Source organism: Cupriavidus sp. DL-D2 (genome assembly GCF_039710735.1).
Lineage (GTDB): Bacteria > Pseudomonadota > Gammaproteobacteria > Burkholderiales > Burkholderiaceae > Cupriavidus.
Genome location: NZ_JBDKXK010000055.1, coordinates 1 through 19,262 on the forward strand (window position 1 = coordinate 1; position 19,262 = coordinate 19,262).

Sequence of the window (19,262 nt, forward strand, 5' to 3'; positions counted from 1 at the left end):
TACAACCTCACACGGTTCGTCATCACCGACAAGTATGGCAACCGCGCGGGCGGTGGCGGCGATCTCGTGCCGGGCTCAGGCCAGGGCTCGCTCAGTTGCTGCTACACGCTGAAGGGGACGGAGTTCAACGTCAAATGGGAACTCTATGACGCGGACGAAGCCCTCAAGGACATCTACGGCCCAATAGAAAAATTTCCAAAGGAGACGACGGTCCATCTCCCCGCCACCAAGATCGAAGGTGACCTCGGGATGCGGGTGCTCGGATTGCACTTCTATCCTGATGACCATGTGGAATTCGAGTTTCGAACTGATCTGCGTGGCACGCGGATCGAGTACTTTGAGATATGGGATTGGCTAATGACGAACCATGAGCAGCTCCTCAATCCGGATAACAAAGGCGAGACTTCCGTTATGTATCGGCGGACCGCGCGGCTTGTGGCTAATGGATGGCTCAAGCACCGCTTCACAGATACGAAAGATCTGCAGCAGTACGTCTATTACACGCTGCTGAATCCGAAGTTCGATGAGCACCCGACAGTTCGAAAGATCATCGCCGAGACCAAGGAGAAGCTTGGCGCCTTCGGCAATGCCATGGAAAATCTGCCAGCGCCGGTTATCGAGCAATTAAAACGCAAGACGGTCAAGCGAAAGGCGACAGGAAAGAACCATGGATAAGCCAAACCAACTCGATCCGGCGGACATCACACCAGACGAGGTACTGGACGGCATGATAATTTCCCATCACGCCTGCCCGCGTTATAAAAATACGCCGTGTGGCGCGGTCATCAAGATGGGATTCTTCTTTGACGGCTTCGGACGTCATCGAGATATCGATGATCCGGTGACCTCTCGCTACTCCAACATCTGTCGGCTTTGGGAGGCGCATCGGAATAATCTCGACGAGCGTCGTAGGAGCATGCCCAATGAGTACTGGTATCGCTTCTATTTCTCCGGCCTCGGCGCGCCGCTCAACGAGGATGCCGTGAACAACGAATTGCTTTCGGCTGCCCGGAAAGGCGCTATTTCAGCTGCGAAATCCTCTGCCAAAACGACATTCGAGAAAGTATCGGGCGTAGGCAGTATCCTCGACCGGCAAAAGGCAGTTGGCAAGACCACGGCAAAGGCGCTGGCTGAAGCGCTCGATGAAATGTCATGGCGCCCGATCGCGAGAAGCTATGACGACATCGTCAAGCATGCAAGAGTCACGCGCACGCAGGCAGCGCGCGTACTGAGGATGATGGGAAGTATTGACCGGATGGTGACGCGCGGGACGGCTGCCGTGCGAGGCGTGATGAGGGAGCTCAGGAAGAATCCGCTCAAAGCATCGGCCGCGGCGGTCAAGGCTGTTGTTGCCGATGTTGCGTTGGACTCCATTCCGTTTCTGCGGGACAACAAGGCGATCTCGCTCGTGGTTGGCACAGGTGTCGAAGACCGGTTAAGGTCGGCGCTACGACAATTCGAAGCAGCTGTCTACGACGCAAAATCCGCCGCGGGTAAGGTCTTGCGCATTGAAGTCTCGGTATTCGGTGCAGATCGCGGCGGCGTCATAGCACGAGCCTTTGTCAATGAACTCGTGCGCAAACACAAGAGAGATACCGACCTGGATATGCGCTTCAAAGTCGGCGACAACACCCCTGACGCTCCGATCGAAATCCGTATGCTGGGCTTGCTGGATGCCGTGTCTTCCATCATGGCCGAGGACAAGCTGCTCAGCTATGTGCCGTACGTGAGTCTGATCAAGCAGAACCACAAGGATCGCGAACTGGCCGTGCCAGCCGCCGTGCAGAGATGCGTGCATTTCGCAGCGGCCCATGAACTTCGCTTTTATCAGCGCCTCGACAGCCTGGAGAAGACGCACGGCAAACAGTACTTGTATCCGGGCTCCAGCGAAGACATTACAGGCGGAGCGGCGCCTGGATCGCTGGGGGCCCGGGGCGAGCTACAACGCATTACGCTTCGCGACATGTTACGTGAAGCCCTGATGGCCGGCTCGGCAGTGGACATGTTGGAGGAACTGGTAAATCGGAAACCTGAGACCTTCAAAAAATTCACCCTCGCCCCCACGATCACCGAACATGCGTCCAGCTATCAGATCCCGGAGCTTGTCGCCGCCTATCGGGCACTGGTGCCGCGCGAGGAAGGACTCAATTTCCACGCTCACATGCGGGTGTTCCTCCAGTGGCTGGCAGTTCGCTACCGGACGCCCGATTTCTTTGTGTCGGCATCTGACGAACTCGCAGCGGCCGAGCGCATTGCGATTGACGCATCAGCAGAGCTTCGTGAGGCGCGTTGGGCCTACTGGGAAGAAGAGAATCGCAGGGTCCGGCATCAGGAATCCTTGAACAAGGCAAAAGTCCGGCTGGAGCTTGCGGAGACCAGGGCGGAGTGGGCAGGAAACGAGGTGGGTAGAGTCGAGGCATATCCCACCATTACTATTCGCGAACGCATTGGCGACGAAGCCACAGAGCACCTGCACGCGCTGAAAACCCAGGACTCGAAACGGAAAAAGGTCGCCGATCTTCGCGATGTCGAGAAAAACGATGGTGACCCGTTCGAGCGTGAGAAATCGGGACGGTGGGCCAACGCCGCCGAGAAGGCTCTACTAAGCCCGGGAGCAATCGATCTTGTCGAAGCCTGGATGGACGGTACCGAAGGCAGAGATCCCCTCCCCGAGAAAGTGATGGCGCTCTTTGACCTGCTCGTACACGACACGATGCTGACTAGCTGGCACGATCATCTGGTGTCCTCCACGCTGTACTTCCGTACGCGAGATACCGACGCGTTCGGCGAAACCGACAAGGAGAAAGAGAAGAAGCGGCTAGAAGCTGATGAGCGTTGGGTCAGGGAGGACAGGGCGAAGCGGGCGCGCGCAGAGGCTTTTCGCTTGCCCTGATTGCGATCGGTTGGGGCGGCGGCAAGTCCCTGGTGTTATCAAGGGGTGCATCCGCCTCATTTCGATCAACATCCGCTTGGTTTCCCAAGTAACAAAAAAATCCCCTTCCCCTGCATCCAAACCACCCCCTCCCGTGTAGAGCCTATGCAAACCCCGAGGTTTGCATCCTTCGATGCGCTTTACCCTACCGGGAGTCCACCATGATTCGCAGCGTATTTTTCCCCGCCGCCGCCGCAGTTCTCCTTTCCGCTTGCGCCTCCAACAGCGGCAATATGTCGATGACGCCACCCGCGCCTGTGGCGGAAGCCATTCGAGTGCCGGCTGGCAACAAGATGGCCATGCAGACCGTTGGCAGCGGTCAGTTGCTCTATGAGTGCCGTGTGAAAGCCAACACCCAGGCCGAACATGAATGGGTATTCGTCGGGCCCACTGCCGTGCTGAAGGATCGTGGCGGCGCGACGGTTGGCAAGTACTACGGGCCGCCGGCTACGTGGGAATCGAGCGATGGGTCGAAGGTCACTGCTACGCAGGTGGCTACGGCGCCGGGCGGTGACGGGAACATTCCGCATCAACTGGTCAAGGCCAATCCGGCGATGGGCGCGGGCAGCATGATGGGCGTCACGTTCATCCAGCGCGTGGCCACGAAGGGTGGGGTGGCGCCGAGCATGCCGTGCTCCAGCGCCAATGTCGGGGCGAAGCAGACCGTGGGTTATCAGGCCGACTATCTGTTCTGGAAAGCGTCCTGAAATCGGCCGGGCGCCTGAAACGTGCGTTGGGCGGCTATGATGCGCCCATCGCCTCGTGACAAAGGGGCAGACCCAGGACGCCAATTTGGACACCGCTGCGCCTCGCATTCAGGATTTGTTCGATTACGCGGGCGCCCTTGCCGGTTGCGCGAAGCGTGATGCGGGGGCGCTGCGCCGCCTCTACGATCACGCCTCGCCCTATCTGCTGGGCGTGGCGTTGCGCATCGTCAGGGATCGGCAGACGGCCGAGGATGTCCTGCACGATGCCTTCCTGAAAATCTGGAACGCCGCCGGCAGCTTCGACGGCAACCGGGGCGAGGCGCGCGGGTGGCTGTTCTCGATCGTACGGCACGAGGCCCTGAACGTGGTGCGCAGTCGCTTGCGCACCGTAACGGTCGATGAGGACACCGCAGAGGCGCTCGATGCCGAGGCAGCACTGGCAGCGTACGGCGACGAGATCGATGCGGCGGAGCAGCGCGTGCTGGCGGGTCGTCTCGGTGATTGCCTGACCCAGCTCGACCCACCAAAGCGCGAGAGCATCCTGCTGGCCTATCTCGATGGTTGCTCGCATGCGGAAGTTGCCACCCGCCTGGGCGCGCCGCTTGGCAGCGTCAAGGCGTGGATTCGACGCGGCCTGCGCGCGCTAAAGGAGTGCATGCAATGAGTGCCGGCACACCCGGTCCCGACGACCGAGAGCCAGACGATGCGCTGGATCAGCTTGCCGCCGAGTACGTGATCGGCACACTCTCCCAATCGCAACGCGAGGACGTGGAACAGCGCATGCGCGCCGATGCCGGATTCGCCGCAAGGGTGCGCGAATGGGAAAGCCGCATGCATCCGCTTACCGCGCTTGCCGAGCCGGTGCAGCCTTCCGCTGCGCTGTGGCATCGCATCGCGGCCAGCGTCGGACTTCGCTCGATCAAAAAAGACAAGACAGAAAACTGGTGGAGCACACTGGCCGTGTGGCGCGGTCTCGCGCTTGGGGCATCCGCGTGTGCGGTGGTGTTGGGCGTCTTGCTGGGCTCGCAAGTCCTGGCGCCTGCGGGTCCGCGCTATGTCGTGGTGCTCGCCGAGCCGCGCGACAAGACGCCGGGCTGGCTGATCCAGGCGTCGTCCGACCGCACGTTGTCGCTGGTTTCACTGTCATCGCAAGCCGCGCCGAGCGGGCGCAGCCTGCAGTTCTGGACCAAGGCCGATGATTGGACGGGGCCGGTATCGCTGGGACTTGTACGTCCCGGCCAGCGGCTGGAGATCCCGATCAACAAGTTGCCGCCACTGCAGCCAAACCAGTTGTTCGAGATCACGCTGGAGCCGCCCGCCGGATCACCGACCGGACGACCCACCGGACCCATTCTCTACATCGGCCGCGCGATCCGGGTCGGTTGATCGCGCCCGCTCACGCGGTTTCCGGCACCGATGGGGCAGCCTGTGCGATAGCGGTGCTGCCGGCTTCCTTTCGATGAACCAGTCGATATAGCACTGGCAGCACCAGCAACGTCAGCGCGGTTGAGGACAGGATGCCGCCGATCACTACGGTCGCCAACGGACGTTGCACCTCGGCCCCGGTTCCCGTGGCAATCGCCATCGGCACAAATCCCAGCGATGCCACGAGCGCGGTCATCAGCACAGGGCGCAGTCGCGTCAGCGCGCCGGTACGCACCGCATCGTCGAGACTGTGTCCATCCTCACGCAACGAGCGGATGAACGACAACATCACCAGTCCGTTCAGCACGGCAACCCCGCATAGCGCGATAAAGCCCACCGCCGCCGAGATCGACAACGGAATGCCGCGCAGCCACAGCGCAAGAATGCCGCCCGTCAACGCGAACGGAATACCCGTGAACACGAGCAGGCCATCCTTGAGGTTGTTGAACATCGCGTACAGCAGGATAAACACCAGCAGCAGCGCCACGGGCACCACCACCTGCAGACGCTGTTTCGCAGACTGCAGTTGCTCGAAAGTGCCGCCCCACGTGGTCCAGTACCCGGCTGGCAGCTTGACCTGACTCTGGATCGCGCTCTCTGCTTCCGGCACGAACGAGCCGATATCCCGGCCGCGCACGTTTGCACTGACCACGATCCGGCGCTTGCCGTCCTCGCGCGAAATCTGGTTGGGGCCTGGCGCCATGTCGAGCGTCGCAATCTCGCTCAGCGGAATAAACGTGGTGCGGGCATCGGCTGCGCTACCCTTCGGCAGCGGGATCGGCAACCTGCGCAGCGCTTCGATGTCGGCACGCACTGCCTCCGGCAATCGCACGACGATATTGAAGCGTCGATCCCCCTGGAAGAACAGACCCGCTTCGCGTCCGCCGATGCCGACTGCCACGGCGTCCTGCACATCGCTCATGTTCAAGCCGTAGCGCGCGGCCTTGTCGCGGTCGATGTTCACGGTCAACATCGGCAGCCCGGTGGTTTGCTCCACCTTGACCTCCTGTGCGCCCGCTATACCTTGCAGCACCGTCGCCACCTTCTTCGCGGTCTCGTCGAGCACCGCGTTGTCGTCGCCGAAGATCTTCACAGCCACATCGGAACGCACGCCCGAGAGCAACTCGTTGAAGCGAAGCTGGATCGGCTGCGAGAACTCGTACGCATTGCCGGGAATCTTGCCCGCTTCCTCGCGGATAGCGGCCAGCAGTTCGGCGTGCGTCTTCTTCGGCTTTGGCCAATCCTTCTCCGGCTTGAGCATGACGTAGCCGTCGGAGATATTCGGCGGCATCGGGTCGGATGCAATTTCCGCCGTACCCGTGCGTGCAAAGATGCGTTCGATCTCCGGGAATTTCGCTTTCAGCGTGGTTTCGATCGTCTTCTGCATTTCGACCGATTGCGTCAGGCTCGTGGCGGGAATGCGCAGCGCCTGAATCGCCATGTCGCCCTCATTGAGGTTGGGGATGAACTCGCTGCCGAGCCGCGTGGCAATTGCCAGACAGAACACCACCGATACACCGGCGAGCGTCAGTACCACCGGCGCATTCGCCAGCGAGCGCTCCAGCAGCGGTGCATAGCGCGCCTTCGCCCACAGCATGAGGCGGTTCTTTTTCTCCGCCACGCGATTGCCGATGAACAGCGCCACCGCAGCCGGCACGAACGTGACCGAGAGAATCATCGCGCCGAGCAGCGCCAGCACCACCGTGAAGGCCATCGGATGGAACATCTTTCCTTCCACGCCCGTCAGCGCGAAGATCGGCAAGTAGACGATCATGATGATCAACTGGCCGTACAGCAGCGGACGACGCGCTTCCCGCGCAGCGGCGAACACTTCCTCGAATCGCTCGGACCGTGTGAGCGGCCTGCCTTGCACCCCTTGTGCGTGCGCGAGCCGCCGCACGCAGTTTTCCACGATCACGACCGCGCCATCCACGATGATCCCGAAATCGAGCGCGCCAAGACTCATCAGGTTCGCACTGATGCGGTAGTGCACCATGCCCGTGAACGTGAACAGCATCGACAGCGGAATGACGAGCGCCGTAATCAGCGCCGCGCGCACATTGCCGAGGAACAGGAACAGGATCACGATGACCAGCACCGCGCCTTCGAGCAGGTTGTTCTTGACCGTGGCAATGGCCTTGTCCACCAGCTTGGTGCGGTCATACACCGTCACGATCTGCACACCGTCCGGCATCGTGCGGTTGATGGATGCCACGCGCTCGTCCACCGCCCGCGACACTGCGCGGCTGTTCTCGCCGATCAGCATGAACACCGTACCGAGCACCACTTCCCTGCCGTTGTCGGTGGCCGCGCCCGTACGCAGTTCGCGGCCGATTTCGACGTTGCCGATATCGCGGATGCGGATCGGCTGGCCCTGTGCCGTGCCGACGATCACGTTGCGGATATCGTCTTCCGATTTCACCTGCCCCGGCGCACGCACCAGATACTGCTCGCCCCGTCGCTCGATATAGCCCGCACCAACGTTGTCGTTGTTGCGCTCCAGCGCGGTCACCACATCGCCGAGCGTCAGCCCATACGACGCCAGACGCTCAAGGCTTGGGGCCACGAGGTACTGCTTGTCGAAGCCGCCAATCGTGTTGATTTCGGTAACACCCGGCACGGTACGCAATTGCGGCCGCACCACCCAGTCCTGCAGCTCGCGCAGATCGGCGAGCGTGTAGCGCGTGCCGTCCGCCTTGCGCGCGCCTTCATCGGCTTCCACAGTCCACAGATAGATTTCCCCAAGGCCCGTGGAGATGGGGCCCATCGCCGGCACCACGCCCGGTGGCAGGTTGCCCTTTGCCTCCTGCAGCCGCTGGTTGACCAACTGCCGCGCGAAGTGGACATCCGAGCCATCCTTGAAGATCACCGTGATCTGCGACAGCCCGTAGCGCGACAGCGAACGCGTCTGCTGCAACCCTGGCAGGCCGGCCATCACGGTTTCGAGCGGATACGTCACGCGCTGCTCGGTCTCCAGCGGGGAATATCCAGGGGCCGAGGTGTTGATCTGCACCTGCACATTGGTAATGTCGGGCACCGCATCGATGGGCAGGCGCGAATAGTTGTAGACACCGAGCGCGGCCATGGCAAGCACGGCCAGCAACACCAGCCATCGCTGCTCGATGGCGAACCGGATCAGACGTTCGAACATGGCGTGCTCCCGGTTCAGTGGCTATGCTCGGCGCTGGACTTGCCGAGTTCGGCCTTCAGCACGAAGCTGTTGGCCGTGGCGATGCGTGCGCCGGCATCGAGTCCTTCCACGATTTCGACGACCTTGCCGTTGGTGCGTCCGACCTTCACGGTGCGCATCGTGAATCCGTCCGGCGCCGAGAGGAACACCACGGTCTTCCCTTCCACTTCCTGTATGGCATCGGCCGGTACGGCAACGGGCACGTCCACGGCGGCACCGATCACGCGGACCGTGACGAACAAGCCCGGACGCCATGCCATTTGCGGATTGGTGAGCGTCACGCGCGCCTTGGCGGTGCGCGTCTGTTCACCGAGCAGCGAGCCCACATACGACACCGTGCCCTCGGCCTTGCCATCGAACGCGGTCGAACGAACCTCGACCTTCGCGCCAAGCCGCACCCGGTCGAGATCCTGCGCCGACACCACGAACTCCGCCCATACCGCCGAGAGATCCGACAGCGTGAAGACGTTCGTGTTATCCGCCACGGCCTCGCCCAGCGAGATGTGTTTCTCCACGATCATGCCGTCGAACGGCGCGCGCAGTTCATAGCGATTCAGTGCCGACGAACTGGTCGATGCGCCCACCGCCGTCAGTTTCTGCTGCGCGTTCTGCACCGCGATCTGCGCCTCCTGCAGCGCGTTGCGCGCCACGAGGTAATCCTGCTCCGCGGAAATCTTCCCTTCCCAGAGCTTCTTTTCCCGATCATGCGTGGTGCGTGCCAGTTCCAGGCGCCGCTGCGCCGCCAGCAGCTCGCTGCGCTGATCGGACAGCGTGGTGCTGGCGAGCACGGCAAGCACCTGTCCTTTCTTTACCTGCTGCCCGATGTTCGCGGGTACGCTTTCGACTACCCCTGCGAGCCGGGGCACAACGTGCGCAGTGCGATCCTCGTTGAAGCGGATTTCGCCGGGAAATTCCACGCCCGATGACACCTGCGCCGGGCCTGCCGCCGTCACGACGATGCCTGCCTTGGCTACCTGCTCGGCAGTCAGCGCGATCTTGCCCGGTGTCTCGGCGACTTCCTTGCGTTCGCCGTGATCCTTGTGTCCCTTCTCTTCCTTGCCGTGCTGCGCCTTGTCGTCGTGCTTCTCGTCGTGCGCGTGCTCCTTCTCGTCATGCGCATGCTCTTTCTCGTGTGCATGCTCCTTCTCGTGCGCATGCTCGTCGTCGTGCCCGCCGCTACTGCCGCCGATGTTCGTGAACAGCGCAGCGCCAGTGGCGAGCGCCCCTACCAGGATGATTGCCGCGATGGCGGTCTTTTGCTTCTTCGTGATTGCCATGATGAATTCCGTCTGAACGTACGCCGCGTTAGTGTCCGAGGATGCGATCGATCGTCGTCGCGGACTGGTAGGTCTGGCCCAGCACGCCGAGATAGCGGATGCGAGCCTGGAACAGGGTGCGCTGCGCGTCGAGCACATCCAGATAGCTGAACTTGCCTGCATCGAAACCGATGGTCGCCGCGTGGAACGCCTGCTCGGCAGCGGGCAGTACGGTGTCCTTGAGCGTCCGCGCCGAATCCCGCGACACGGAAAGCTGGTTCGACGCCTGCAGCAACGTGCGCGATAGCGCGATGCGATTGGCGAGATACTCGTCCTGCGCCTTGTCCGCCTGACGGATCGCCTGATACAGGTTGCCCTGGTTGCGATCGAACAGCGGCAGCGGAATGGCCACGCCGATGACCGCCATATTGCGGTTGGCATCGTTGTCGCGCTTGGCGCCGAGGCTCAGCGTGAGGTCGGGATACTGGCGGCTACGTTCCACGCCCACCACCGCCTCGCGCCGATCCAGTTCCGCGCGGCTCATCACCACGAGCGGCGAGTCGTCGAGCGCCTTCTGCAAGGCGGCCGGTGCGGGCCGGGATGGCAACGCATCCAGATCGCCCTGTGCTTCGGAGAATTGCGGCGCCATGTTGCCCCAAAGTGCCGACAGCGACTGACGCGCCGACATCAGGCTCGCGGTGGCTTCGGCCAGTTCCAACTCGGCATTGGCCTGCTCCACGCGCGCCTTGGTCTCGTCGACCGGTGAAATCTTGCCAGCCGCCACACGCCGCGCCGCCGCCTGCGCGCCGCGCCGCGCGATATCTGCCGATCCGTTGGCGAGCTTCACGCGCTCCTGCGCAATCAATACCGAGAAGAACGATTCGATAACCTGCGCGCGGATATCGGCGCGGACACTCGCCAGGCTGGCCTGCGCTACCTCGCGTGCGCGTTCTGCCGCGCCGATGCGCGCGGAGCGCTTGCCACCCAGTTCAATGGGGATATTGGCCTGCGCGGTAGTGCTGCGCGTCGACTTGCGCGTGTCTTCCATGCTTGCCGAGATTTCCGGATTCGGAATCGTACGGGCCTGCATGATGCCGCCCTCGGTGGAATCCAGCTCCTTGCCGGCCGCCGACAGCGTGAAATTGCTGGCCGCCGCCAGCGAGAGCGCGGCATCGAGGCCGAGCGGTCCGGCACCTTCCACGGGGGAGGCGACGGATACGTTCGCGGGCGCCTGCGCCATCGCAGGCATCGAGATCAGAAACGGGCTATGAAATACGGCCGCCAGCCCAAGCGGCGTGAGGATTCTTCGCATCGAATTGCACCAGGAAAAATGACTGGGAAATTCGGCGAAACGACTCGGAATTGTGAAGGGTGCGTCTCGCCGTTAAACGAGACGAAGCCACTGCGGACGATCCGGCGCGGTGGGGCCGCGCGAGGAGAAGGGCCAGACGTGCGGGGGAATGCTCACGTCCTGGAACCGCGCATCTCCGCTATCCACGAACGTGCCAAAGGCCAGCGGGACCGAAACGATGTGGCAGACGCCACAGTCAGTATCGGCAACCCCGGCCTTTTCCTTCTCCGAATCCCCCTGCGCGGCCTGATGACGATGATCGTGATGTCCGAGATGCCACGACGCCACTGCCGATTCGTGCTGGCAATAGCGAGCCGCTGCCGCCCAGGAAAACTGGAACGGCAACACGAGCAACAGACAAATCAGAAAAAATCGACGCATCCAGCTGGAGGTTTGAGAAGAGGGTCGGCGCAAGGATACCGCAATCCGGATACCCGCCGCATTACGATATGGCGACAACCGCGCGCCTCAAGGGCTACACAGCCAGTCGCGGCGCCTGCGTGCGCGAGCGCAGCGCAAAGCCAATCTGGATCGCACCCACGGTCAGCCCCAGACCGGCGCCGATCTTCCACGCCATCGAATAGTTCGACATCAGGTCGTACAGCCATCCGCCGCCAAAAGCGCCGATAAAGCTGCCAAGCTGATGGCTGAAGAATGCCACCCCGGCGATCATCGCCTGCCACCGCAGCCCGAAGGTCTGGGCGATCCACCCTTGCACCAGCGGCGACACACCAAGCCAGAGAAATCCCATTACCGACGCGAAGACCATCGTGCTGCCGGGCGTCGGCAGGGTATGGAAGAACCAGATGAATCCGACCGACCGGAGCATGTAGATGCAGCCGAGCAGCAGCAGCTTGTTCACGCGTCCGCCGGCCCATCCGAAGAACAGGCTGCCCAGTACATTGAACCCGCCGATCAGGCCCAGCGCCTGCGCGGAGAGCATGGGGTCCATGCCGCAGATATCGAGATAGGCAGGCAGGTGCGTGGTCAGGAACACCAGTTGCATGCCGCAGACCGTGTAGGCGAACGCCATGACGAGGAAGGGAGGATGGCGCAACGCGCTCATCAGCGCCTGGCGTCCACTCTGTTCTGCCTGTCGGGCATCAAGCGGCGGGCGCGATTTGTCGACACGACCCGCTGCCCATGCGGCGGGCAGCATCACGAGCGCCAGCACGACGAACGCTGCCACGCCCATGCGCCAGCCCCAGTCCTGCGTGATCGCCTGGCCGATTGGCGCAGCGAGCATCGCACCCAATGATCCGGATGCGGACACGAAGCCCAGCACCATGCTGCGCATCTGTGGCGATACGGCGCTCGACGCTGTGGCCATCGCCATGGCTGTGCCGGTCGTTGCCATGGCGGTGCCGATCAGCAATCCGGCACCGATGATCACGAACAGCAGCGAATGCGCGGACGCCAGCAGCACAAGGCCCAGCAGATACAACGCGGAACCACCGACCATCAGCGGACGAAACCCGACGCGCACCGCCAGCGCACCGGCAATCGGCTGCAGGATGCCCCATGTGAGATTCTGGATCGCTACGGCAATGGTGAAGTCACCCACCGAGATCCCGACGTCACGCGTCAGCGGCGGCACGAAGATTCCCAGGCTTTGTCGCAGGCCCATGGCGAGGGACAACATCACGGATGCGCCAATGAGAATAGGCAACACGGGGCGCAGGGAAGACAGCCGAGACATGACGGGAAGCTCCGTGGGGGCGGGGCGGAATGCGAAGTTTCCGATTTTGCAGCAAATCGCGTAGATGCGTTATTGGCGACAACGCGTAGGGGGTGTTGCCTGGCAGTATGGAACGCGGATTTTGACTTTCTCCCCTCTCCCGCGAAGTGGGAGAGGGGCGGGGGAGAGGGTTTGCAGTGCAAATTGAGACGTGTTGGTGATTGCACCGCCGGCCCTCTCCCCCAACCCCTCTCCCGCATGGCGGGAGAGGGGAGCAAACCGTAGGGGAGCGCATAGCGACGGGCGAAGGTAAAACTCACCCGCCCCGCAACACCGTCCTGAATCCAATATGCGAAGTCGGCAGATCCCGTTCCGCGGGCTCCCTCGCCGATGCGCGATAGCGAACACAAAAATCCGGCGCGCAGAGGAACGACCCACCCTTGATCACTGCCATCCGCGTATCGCGAGCCCTGCGCGTCGATTGCGCGGCCACATATGCAGTATCCCCATTCGCATGCGACTGGCGCGGCCCCGTATAGGCATCGCCCGTCCATTCCCACGCATTCGCGATCATGTCGTAGAGGCCGAACGCATTGGCCGTGTAGCACCCGACCGGCGCCAATCCATCGAAGCCATCCTTCGCACTGTTCAGCGTTGGAAAAATCCCCTGCCAGTAGTTCGCGGTCGGCATGCCGTTGGCATCGTTGGGCATGGTCTCGAACGCAGGCCCGGATTCGCCGGCCTTTGCTGCGTACTCCCATTCATCCTCGGTCGGCAGATCGCGACCGAGCCAAGTTGCATAGGCGCGCGCATCAGCCTGCGTCACCAGTGTGACCGGCTGATTGTCCTTGTCCTCGATCGATGACGTCGGGCCCGAAGGATGTCGCCAGTCCGCGCCGCGCACCATCGACCACCATGCGTAGGGGCGCGACTGCAGTTCTTCGCCGCTCGGCTTGTGGAAGACCACGGCTTCACCCGCGCGCTCGGCATCGGTGACATAACCCGTGGTCTTTACGAACGCGGCGAACTGCGCGTTGGTGACTTCCGTGCGGTCGATCCAGAAATCGCGCACGCGGACTTTGCCCGCTGGTCTTTCATCAGGATAGCCGAGCGTGGTGCCCGGTACGTACTCGCCGCCGCGTACATGTGCCATGCCGGCCGTGCGCGCCTTGCGCCAACCCTGTGGCACGCCACTGTAGCCCGTGCACTGGCCGGGCGTGCCAAGCGGAGCCGAAGCATGCAACGGTACGGCGCGCACGGCAAGCGTGGCCGCCGCCCCCACGGCGAACGCGCCAAGCACCACCCACGCCACTGTTTTTCTCATCGCACACTCTGCACCGGATGACAGGAAGACCGTCATGCTAAGAAGCCACGCGCGCGCCACTAACGAATGATTTCGGCTATCGATATTCGTGCAGCGCAGCACATCTCGCGCTTGACGCCCGTGCGCGGCACGCTATATAACGACGGCGTGGGTAGAAGCGGTCGATTGAACAGCAGCGGCGCAATGCCGCGACGTTCATCTGGAGATTGCTCACTGACGGAGTTCCTGTCAGTGGCGCGTTCGACCAGGCCGGTCCCACCTCCCTGACACGACTCCCTGTCTTTCACCAGAGTCATCGTTAGGGGATCTCAATGATCATCGACACCAGCTGTTATCCGACCAACCTGGTCGACCTGGCCTGGCGGCACGACGGCGATCCGTTCACCGGCGAGCGTCTCATCCAGATGATGGATGGCCCGTTCACGATCAATGGCAAGCCACGCCGCATCGACAAGGCGTTCATCCAGCCGCCGCAAGGCAACACCATCTACACGTACACCGATGGCGAGAAATCCGGCGCCGAATCGATCGACGCGTACATGGGCTACACGCGCGAGATGGTGGCGAAATATCCGGACCGTTTCATCGGCTGCTTCGTCTACAACCCGCGCTGCGGCGTGCAGAACGGCGTCAATGCCATCGAGCATTACGTGAAGCACCTGGGCTTCAAGATGGTCCAGTTCCAGGCCAACATGCACGCCTACCGTCCGGACCGCGCGCTCGACTGGCTGCGCCCCGCGTTGCAGAAATGCGCGGAACTGGGTGTCATGGTCAAGCTGCACACCGGCGATGGCCCGTACAGCATTCCCACCGAATGGGTGCCGATGATCAAGGAATTCCCGACCGTGAACTTCATCATGGCTCACTTCGGTGTGCAGACCGGTGGCGTGTATTGCTTCGAGCCGTTCCAGATGGCCATGGACATGCCCAACGTCTATTGCGAATCCGGCTGGTGCCTGCAATCGCGCATCGTCGAGTTCGCCAAGGTGCTGCCGAAACACAAGATCCTGTTCGGCTCCGATACGCCGCCCAACGAGCCCGGCATGTGGCTGCGCCTGCTGGAAGTGCTTTGCTTCGAGCCGCCGCAAGGGCTCAATCTCGATGAGGACACGCTTGAGGACTACCTCGGCAATAACGTCGCCCGCATGATCGGCCTGGAGCCGACGCCCGTACCGCGCACGCTGGAAGAAGCGAAAGCGCGCCTGGCTGCATGACGTTCCCACGCAAAACGAGATTTCGACGGAGCACACGAACATGATCATCGACACCCATCTGCACCCCACCAACCTCGTGGACGAAGCATGGCGGCATACGGGCGAGCCCTTCAACGGCGAGCGCATGCTCAAGATGATGGACGGCCCCTACATGATCAACGGCAAGCCGCGCCGCATCGACATGGGCTTTATCCAGCCACCGCCCGGCAACACGGGTTATCGCGACGGCAACCGTCGTGGCCGTGAAGGCATCCGCGACTACATGGCCTACGTGGCGAGCCTGTGCCAGAAGTACCCGGATCGTTTCATCGGCAACTTCACGTTCAATCCGCGCTGGGGTCCGGAAGAAGGCGCGCTGGAACTGGAGTTCCATATCAAGGAGTACGGCTTCAAGATGCTGAAGCTGCACGCCAACATGCACGGCTATCGCCCTGATCGCGCGCTGGACTGGTTGCGCCCGGCGATGAAGGTCTGCGCCAAGTACAACATCGTGGTGCTGATTCACACCGGCGACGGTCCGTACACGATTCCGACGATGTTCTATCCGGTCATCCGCGAGTTCCCGATGGTCAATTTCATCATCGGGCATTTCGGCATCCAGACCGGCGGCAACTATTCATTCGAGGCGTTCTGGATGGCGATGGATACGCCGAACGTGTACTGCGAATCGGGCTGGTGCTTCCAGTCACGCATTGTCGAGTTTGCGCGTCAGTTGCCGCGCGACAAGATCGTGTTCGGCACGGATACGCCGCCGAACGAGCCGGGCATGTGGCTGCGCGAGCTGGAAATGCTGTGTGGCCCCGCGCCGCAGGGCATGGATCTCGACGAGGACGGGCTGGAGGACTACATGGGCAACAACATCGCGCGACTGGTGGGAATCGAAACCACCGCACCGCCGAAGACGCAGGAAGAAGCCCAGGCACGTCTGAAGGACACCTACGCCAGCACGCGCTGATATGCGCTAAGCATGCGCTGATATGCATCGATAAGTAACTCCCGTCTGGTCACGCCCTGCGCCGCTTCATGCGACGCAGGGCGCGGCAACGGTATTGGCCTTTCCTTCTGGAGCCATGCCATGACATCCTCATCTTCTTCCGGTTCTTCCGGCCCGGTGTTCGAAGACACCTCGCAGGATTTTCACAGTTTCCTCGCCGCGTATCGTGCGGCATTCCCCGACGATGTATTGACCGTGCGCGAGCCCGTGAGCGCCGACCAGGACCCTACTGCGCTGGTGTGGGCGCTGGCCGCGCAGGATCGTCATCCGATCGTCGTGTGCGATCAGGTGAGCGGACTCGGCGCGCCGCTTGTCACCAACCTGTTCGCATCGCGCGAGCGCGTGGGCCGCATGCTCGGCGGCGTATCGCCTGCGGGCATCCATGCCGAGTATCAGGCGCGCAGCCGACGCGCGATGCCGCCGCGCGTCCTCGAATCCGGCGCGGTGACATCCATCGTGCAGGAACAGGTCGATATCACAACGCTGCCGACGATCCGCCATTTCGCATCGGATCGCGGGCCCTACATCACCAATGCGATCCTGATTGCCGAGGACCGTGAACTCGGCTTCGGCAATGCAAGCTATCACCGCTCGATGCTGCACTCGCCCAACGAGATTGCGACGAGCCTGCATTCGCGCGGCCATCTGTGGCGCATGTTCCAGCGTGCTGTCGAACAGGGGCGGCCGTTGCCGGTAGCGATGGTCATCGGTGCGCACCCGCTGTTCATGCTCGCCGGTGCGGCACGCCTGCCATACGGCGTAGACGAGCGCCACGTCGCGGGCGGACTGTTCGGTGCACCGCTCGACGTCGTGCGCACGCCGCGCTACGGCATCGCCGTGCCCGCGCATGCGGAGTTCGTGCTCGAAGGTGTGCTCGATCCCACGGCGCGCGTGGAGGAAGGACCGTTCGGCGAGTTCACGGGTTACTCGTCGGATCGCTCGACCAACAACCTGTTCCGCGTGGAAACCGTGATGCGGCGCAGCGATGCGTGGCTCGTGGATGTGGTGGGCGGCAATTCGGCGGAGCACCTGAACCTCGGGCGCATTCCCCGCGAGTCGGAGATGGTCGAGAAGCTCAGGGAACGCTTTCCATCGGTCACCGCCGTGCACTATCCGAGTTCGGGCACGCACTTCCATGCCTACGTGGCGCTGCGGCAATCGCGGCCCGGCGAAGCGCGGCAGGTGATGCTCGGGCTGCTTGGCTGGGACCCGTACCTGAAGACCGTGGTGGCCGTGGACGAGGATGTCGATATCACGCGCGACGAGCAGGTGCTGTGGGCCATCGCCACGCATCTGCAGCCGCATCTTGACGTGGTGGTGGTCGATGGCCTGCCCGGCAGCGCGCTCGATCCTTCCGCATCGGGTGCGGGCACCACATCGCGCATGGGACTCGATGCCACGCGCGGGCCGAACTTCGACGGCATCCGCGCGCAGATCGGCACGGACGCCATGGCACGCGCGGCGGCGTCGCTGGCCCGTATCGATCCGGGAAAACACTGACCCGGACGTTCGGAAACGTACACAAGTACGGCGCCCTGCGGCATTGATCGTCTAACCCGATCGAATCATCCGCTGCGCCCCATTTACCCCATGTCCGGCGGCTGGCATGCTGCCCCAAAGACAATACGCAGGTGGCGAGAGACGTGGCACAGACCACGGGGGGCGGCAACTGTGGCTCCTCCTCCGACCAACCATGCGGGGCAGTTCCGGCCTGGAAGACGAAGGAGACAGCATGACCCCCCAACACACCTCGCGCAATGTCGCTCCGGTGCATCCGGTCGATGAAGTCCTGCCCCCGCTACGCCTGGCCGCGCTCGGCCTCCAGCACGTGCTCGTGATGTATGCGGGCGCCATCGCCGTGCCGCTCATCATCGGCGGCGCACTGCATCTTCCCAAGGACCAGATCGCCTTCCTGATTGCGGCGGACCTGTTCTGCTGCGGACTGGTGACGATGATCCAGAGCATCGGCGTCTGGAAGATCGGCATCCGCCTGCCCGTGATGATGGGCGTGACGTTCACAGCCATCGCACCGATCATCGCCACAGGATCGAATCCATCGCTCGGCCTGCCAGCCGTGTTCGGTGCGGTGATGGTCGCAGGCATCTTCACGCTGATTGCCGCGCCTTACGTGAGCAAGATGATCCGCTGGTTTCCGCCCGTGGTGACAGGCACGGTGGTGCTGGTCATCGGCATCTCGCTGATGCGCGTGGGGGTGAACTGGGCTGCGGGTGGCAATCCCACGCTCAGCACGCCCGCCGGCCCGGTGCCGAATCCCGCATACGGATTGCCACTGCATATCGGCATCGCCACGGTCGTGCTGCTGACCGTGCTCGGCATGATCGCGTTCTTTCGCGGCTTTCTCTGCAATATCGCGGTGCTGATCGGCATTACGGTCGGGTTCGTCATCGCCGTGGCAATGGGCAAGGTCAGCTTCACCGGCGTGCATGCGGCAGACTGGGTGGCGTTGATCACCCCGTTCCACTTCGGCTGGCCGACTTTCGACCTGATGACGGCCGTTACGCTCTGTGTGGTGATGGTGGTCATCATGATCGAAGGCGTGGGGCAGTTCCTGGCGCTCGGAGAGATCGTCGAACGGCCCGTCACGCCCGACGATCTCGCACGCGGCCTGCGCGCCGATGGTGTGGGTGCGCTGGTGGGCGCGGTGTTCAACACGTTCACGTACACCTCGTATGCGCAGAACGTGGGACTGGTGCAGGTGACCGGCGTACGCAGCCGCTGGGTCTGCGCAGCGGCGGGCGGCATCCTCGTGGTGCTGGGCTGTTTGCCGAAGCTCGCCTTCTTCGCGGCATCGATCCCGACGTATGTACTCGGTGGCGCGGCGCTGGTGATGTTCGGCATGGTCGCTGCCACCGGGGTACGCATTCTTGGACATGTGGACTTTGTCGAGAACAAGAAGAATGCGTACATCGTGGCCGTGAGCATCGCGCTCGGCATGATCCCGCTGGTGGCGGACAAGTTCTTTGCGCAGTTGCCCGAGCTTACGGCCAAGTTCTGTCAGAACGGGATTCTGCTGGGGACGTTGAGCGCGGTGTTGTTGAATTTGTTGTTCAACGTGCGGGGGGAAAGCGCACCGCAGATGATGGGGAAGAAGATGGCTTGAGGTTGAACCCCTCTCGGTTTTCTCCCCTCTCCCATGCAATGGGAGAGGGGCGGGGGAGAGGGCGGGCGGT

15 protein-coding genes are annotated in these 19,262 nt (G+C 62.6%); 9 read left to right on the forward strand and 6 right to left on the reverse strand.

The features are described from left to right. From ABDB81_RS23055 to ABDB81_RS23075, 5 genes are all read left to right on the forward strand, one after another. Window positions 1–675 (forward strand): hypothetical protein (locus tag ABDB81_RS23055; protein ID WP_346813696.1); only part of this gene is annotated, 675 nt, incomplete at its 5' end. Continuing rightward, on the forward strand, window positions 668–2,893 hold the full coding sequence (locus ABDB81_RS23060) for a hypothetical protein (protein ID WP_346813697.1): 2,226 nt from the start codon (window positions 668–670) through the stop codon (window positions 2,891–2,893). The genes ABDB81_RS23055 and ABDB81_RS23060, both read left to right, overlap by 8 nt. Before the next feature lie 200 nt (window positions 2,894–3,093). Then, window positions 3,094–3,639: a DUF3455 domain-containing protein gene (locus ABDB81_RS23065; RefSeq protein ID WP_346813698.1), complete on the forward strand. Its 546-nt coding sequence runs from the start codon at window positions 3,094–3,096 to the stop codon at window positions 3,637–3,639. Window positions 3,640–3,724: 85 nt separating this feature from the next. Beyond that, on the forward strand, window positions 3,725–4,303 hold the full coding sequence (locus ABDB81_RS23070; RefSeq protein WP_137927347.1) for a sigma-70 family RNA polymerase sigma factor: 579 nt from the start codon (window positions 3,725–3,727) through the stop codon (window positions 4,301–4,303). Continuing rightward, window positions 4,300–5,025: an anti-sigma factor gene (locus ABDB81_RS23075; RefSeq protein ID WP_346813699.1), complete on the forward strand. Its 726-nt coding sequence runs from the start codon at window positions 4,300–4,302 to the stop codon at window positions 5,023–5,025. The genes ABDB81_RS23070 and ABDB81_RS23075 overlap by 4 nt, the downstream gene beginning before the upstream one ends. Window positions 5,026–5,035: 10 nt before the next feature. Here ABDB81_RS23075 and ABDB81_RS23080 read toward each other — a convergent pair whose 3' ends face one another. The 6 genes from ABDB81_RS23080 to ABDB81_RS23105 form a co-directional block, all read right to left on the reverse strand. Then, on the reverse strand, window positions 5,036–8,215 hold the full coding sequence (locus tag ABDB81_RS23080; RefSeq protein ID WP_346813700.1) for a CusA/CzcA family heavy metal efflux RND transporter: 3,180 nt from the start codon (window positions 8,213–8,215) through the stop codon (window positions 5,036–5,038). Window positions 8,216–8,229: 14 nt separating this feature from the next. Continuing rightward, a complete protein-coding gene (locus tag ABDB81_RS23085) occupies window positions 8,230–9,531 on the reverse strand; it encodes an efflux RND transporter periplasmic adaptor subunit (RefSeq protein ID WP_346813701.1) in 1,302 nt (433 codons plus the stop codon). A gap of 28 nt (window positions 9,532–9,559) precedes the next feature. Continuing rightward, window positions 9,560–10,822 (reverse strand): TolC family protein, encoded by a 1,263-nt coding sequence (locus ABDB81_RS23090; protein ID WP_346813702.1) that lies wholly within the window; start codon window positions 10,820–10,822, stop codon window positions 9,560–9,562. 72 nt (window positions 10,823–10,894) lie between these two features. Beyond that, the gene (gene czcI, locus ABDB81_RS23095) at window positions 10,895–11,242 is read right to left on the reverse strand and encodes a cation efflux protein, CzcI family (RefSeq protein WP_137927342.1); all 348 of its coding nucleotides are present in this window, start codon (window positions 11,240–11,242) and stop codon (window positions 10,895–10,897) included. 94 nt (window positions 11,243–11,336) lie between these two features. Further along, window positions 11,337–12,560 carry an MFS transporter gene (locus ABDB81_RS23100; protein ID WP_160474440.1) on the reverse strand — a complete coding sequence of 408 codons (1,224 nt, stop codon included), beginning with the start codon at window positions 12,558–12,560 and terminating at the stop codon, window positions 11,337–11,339. 295 nt (window positions 12,561–12,855) lie between these two features. After that, the gene (locus tag ABDB81_RS23105) at window positions 12,856–13,863 is read right to left on the reverse strand and encodes a formylglycine-generating enzyme family protein (protein ID WP_346813703.1); all 1,008 of its coding nucleotides are present in this window, start codon (window positions 13,861–13,863) and stop codon (window positions 12,856–12,858) included. Window positions 13,864–14,174: 311 nt separating this feature from the next. Here ABDB81_RS23105 and ABDB81_RS23110 point away from each other — a divergent pair, with 311 nt between their 5' ends. From ABDB81_RS23110 to ABDB81_RS23125, 4 genes are all read left to right on the forward strand, one after another. Next, complete coding sequence (locus ABDB81_RS23110) at window positions 14,175–15,077, forward strand: amidohydrolase family protein (RefSeq protein ID WP_137927339.1); 903 nt, start codon at window positions 14,175–14,177, stop codon at window positions 15,075–15,077. Window positions 15,078–15,117: 40 nt separating this feature from the next. Then, the gene (locus ABDB81_RS23115) at window positions 15,118–16,032 is read left to right on the forward strand and encodes an amidohydrolase family protein (protein WP_160474762.1); all 915 of its coding nucleotides are present in this window, start codon (window positions 15,118–15,120) and stop codon (window positions 16,030–16,032) included. 120 nt (window positions 16,033–16,152) lie between these two features. Beyond that, the gene (locus ABDB81_RS23120) at window positions 16,153–17,571 is read left to right on the forward strand and encodes a UbiD family decarboxylase (RefSeq protein WP_346813704.1); all 1,419 of its coding nucleotides are present in this window, start codon (window positions 16,153–16,155) and stop codon (window positions 17,569–17,571) included. A 232-nt stretch (window positions 17,572–17,803) separates the two neighbouring features. Next, window positions 17,804–19,192, forward strand: a complete 1,389-nt coding sequence (locus ABDB81_RS23125) for a nucleobase:cation symporter-2 family protein (protein ID WP_346813705.1) — start codon at window positions 17,804–17,806, stop codon at window positions 19,190–19,192. The last annotated feature ends 70 nt before the right edge of the window (window positions 19,193–19,262 follow it).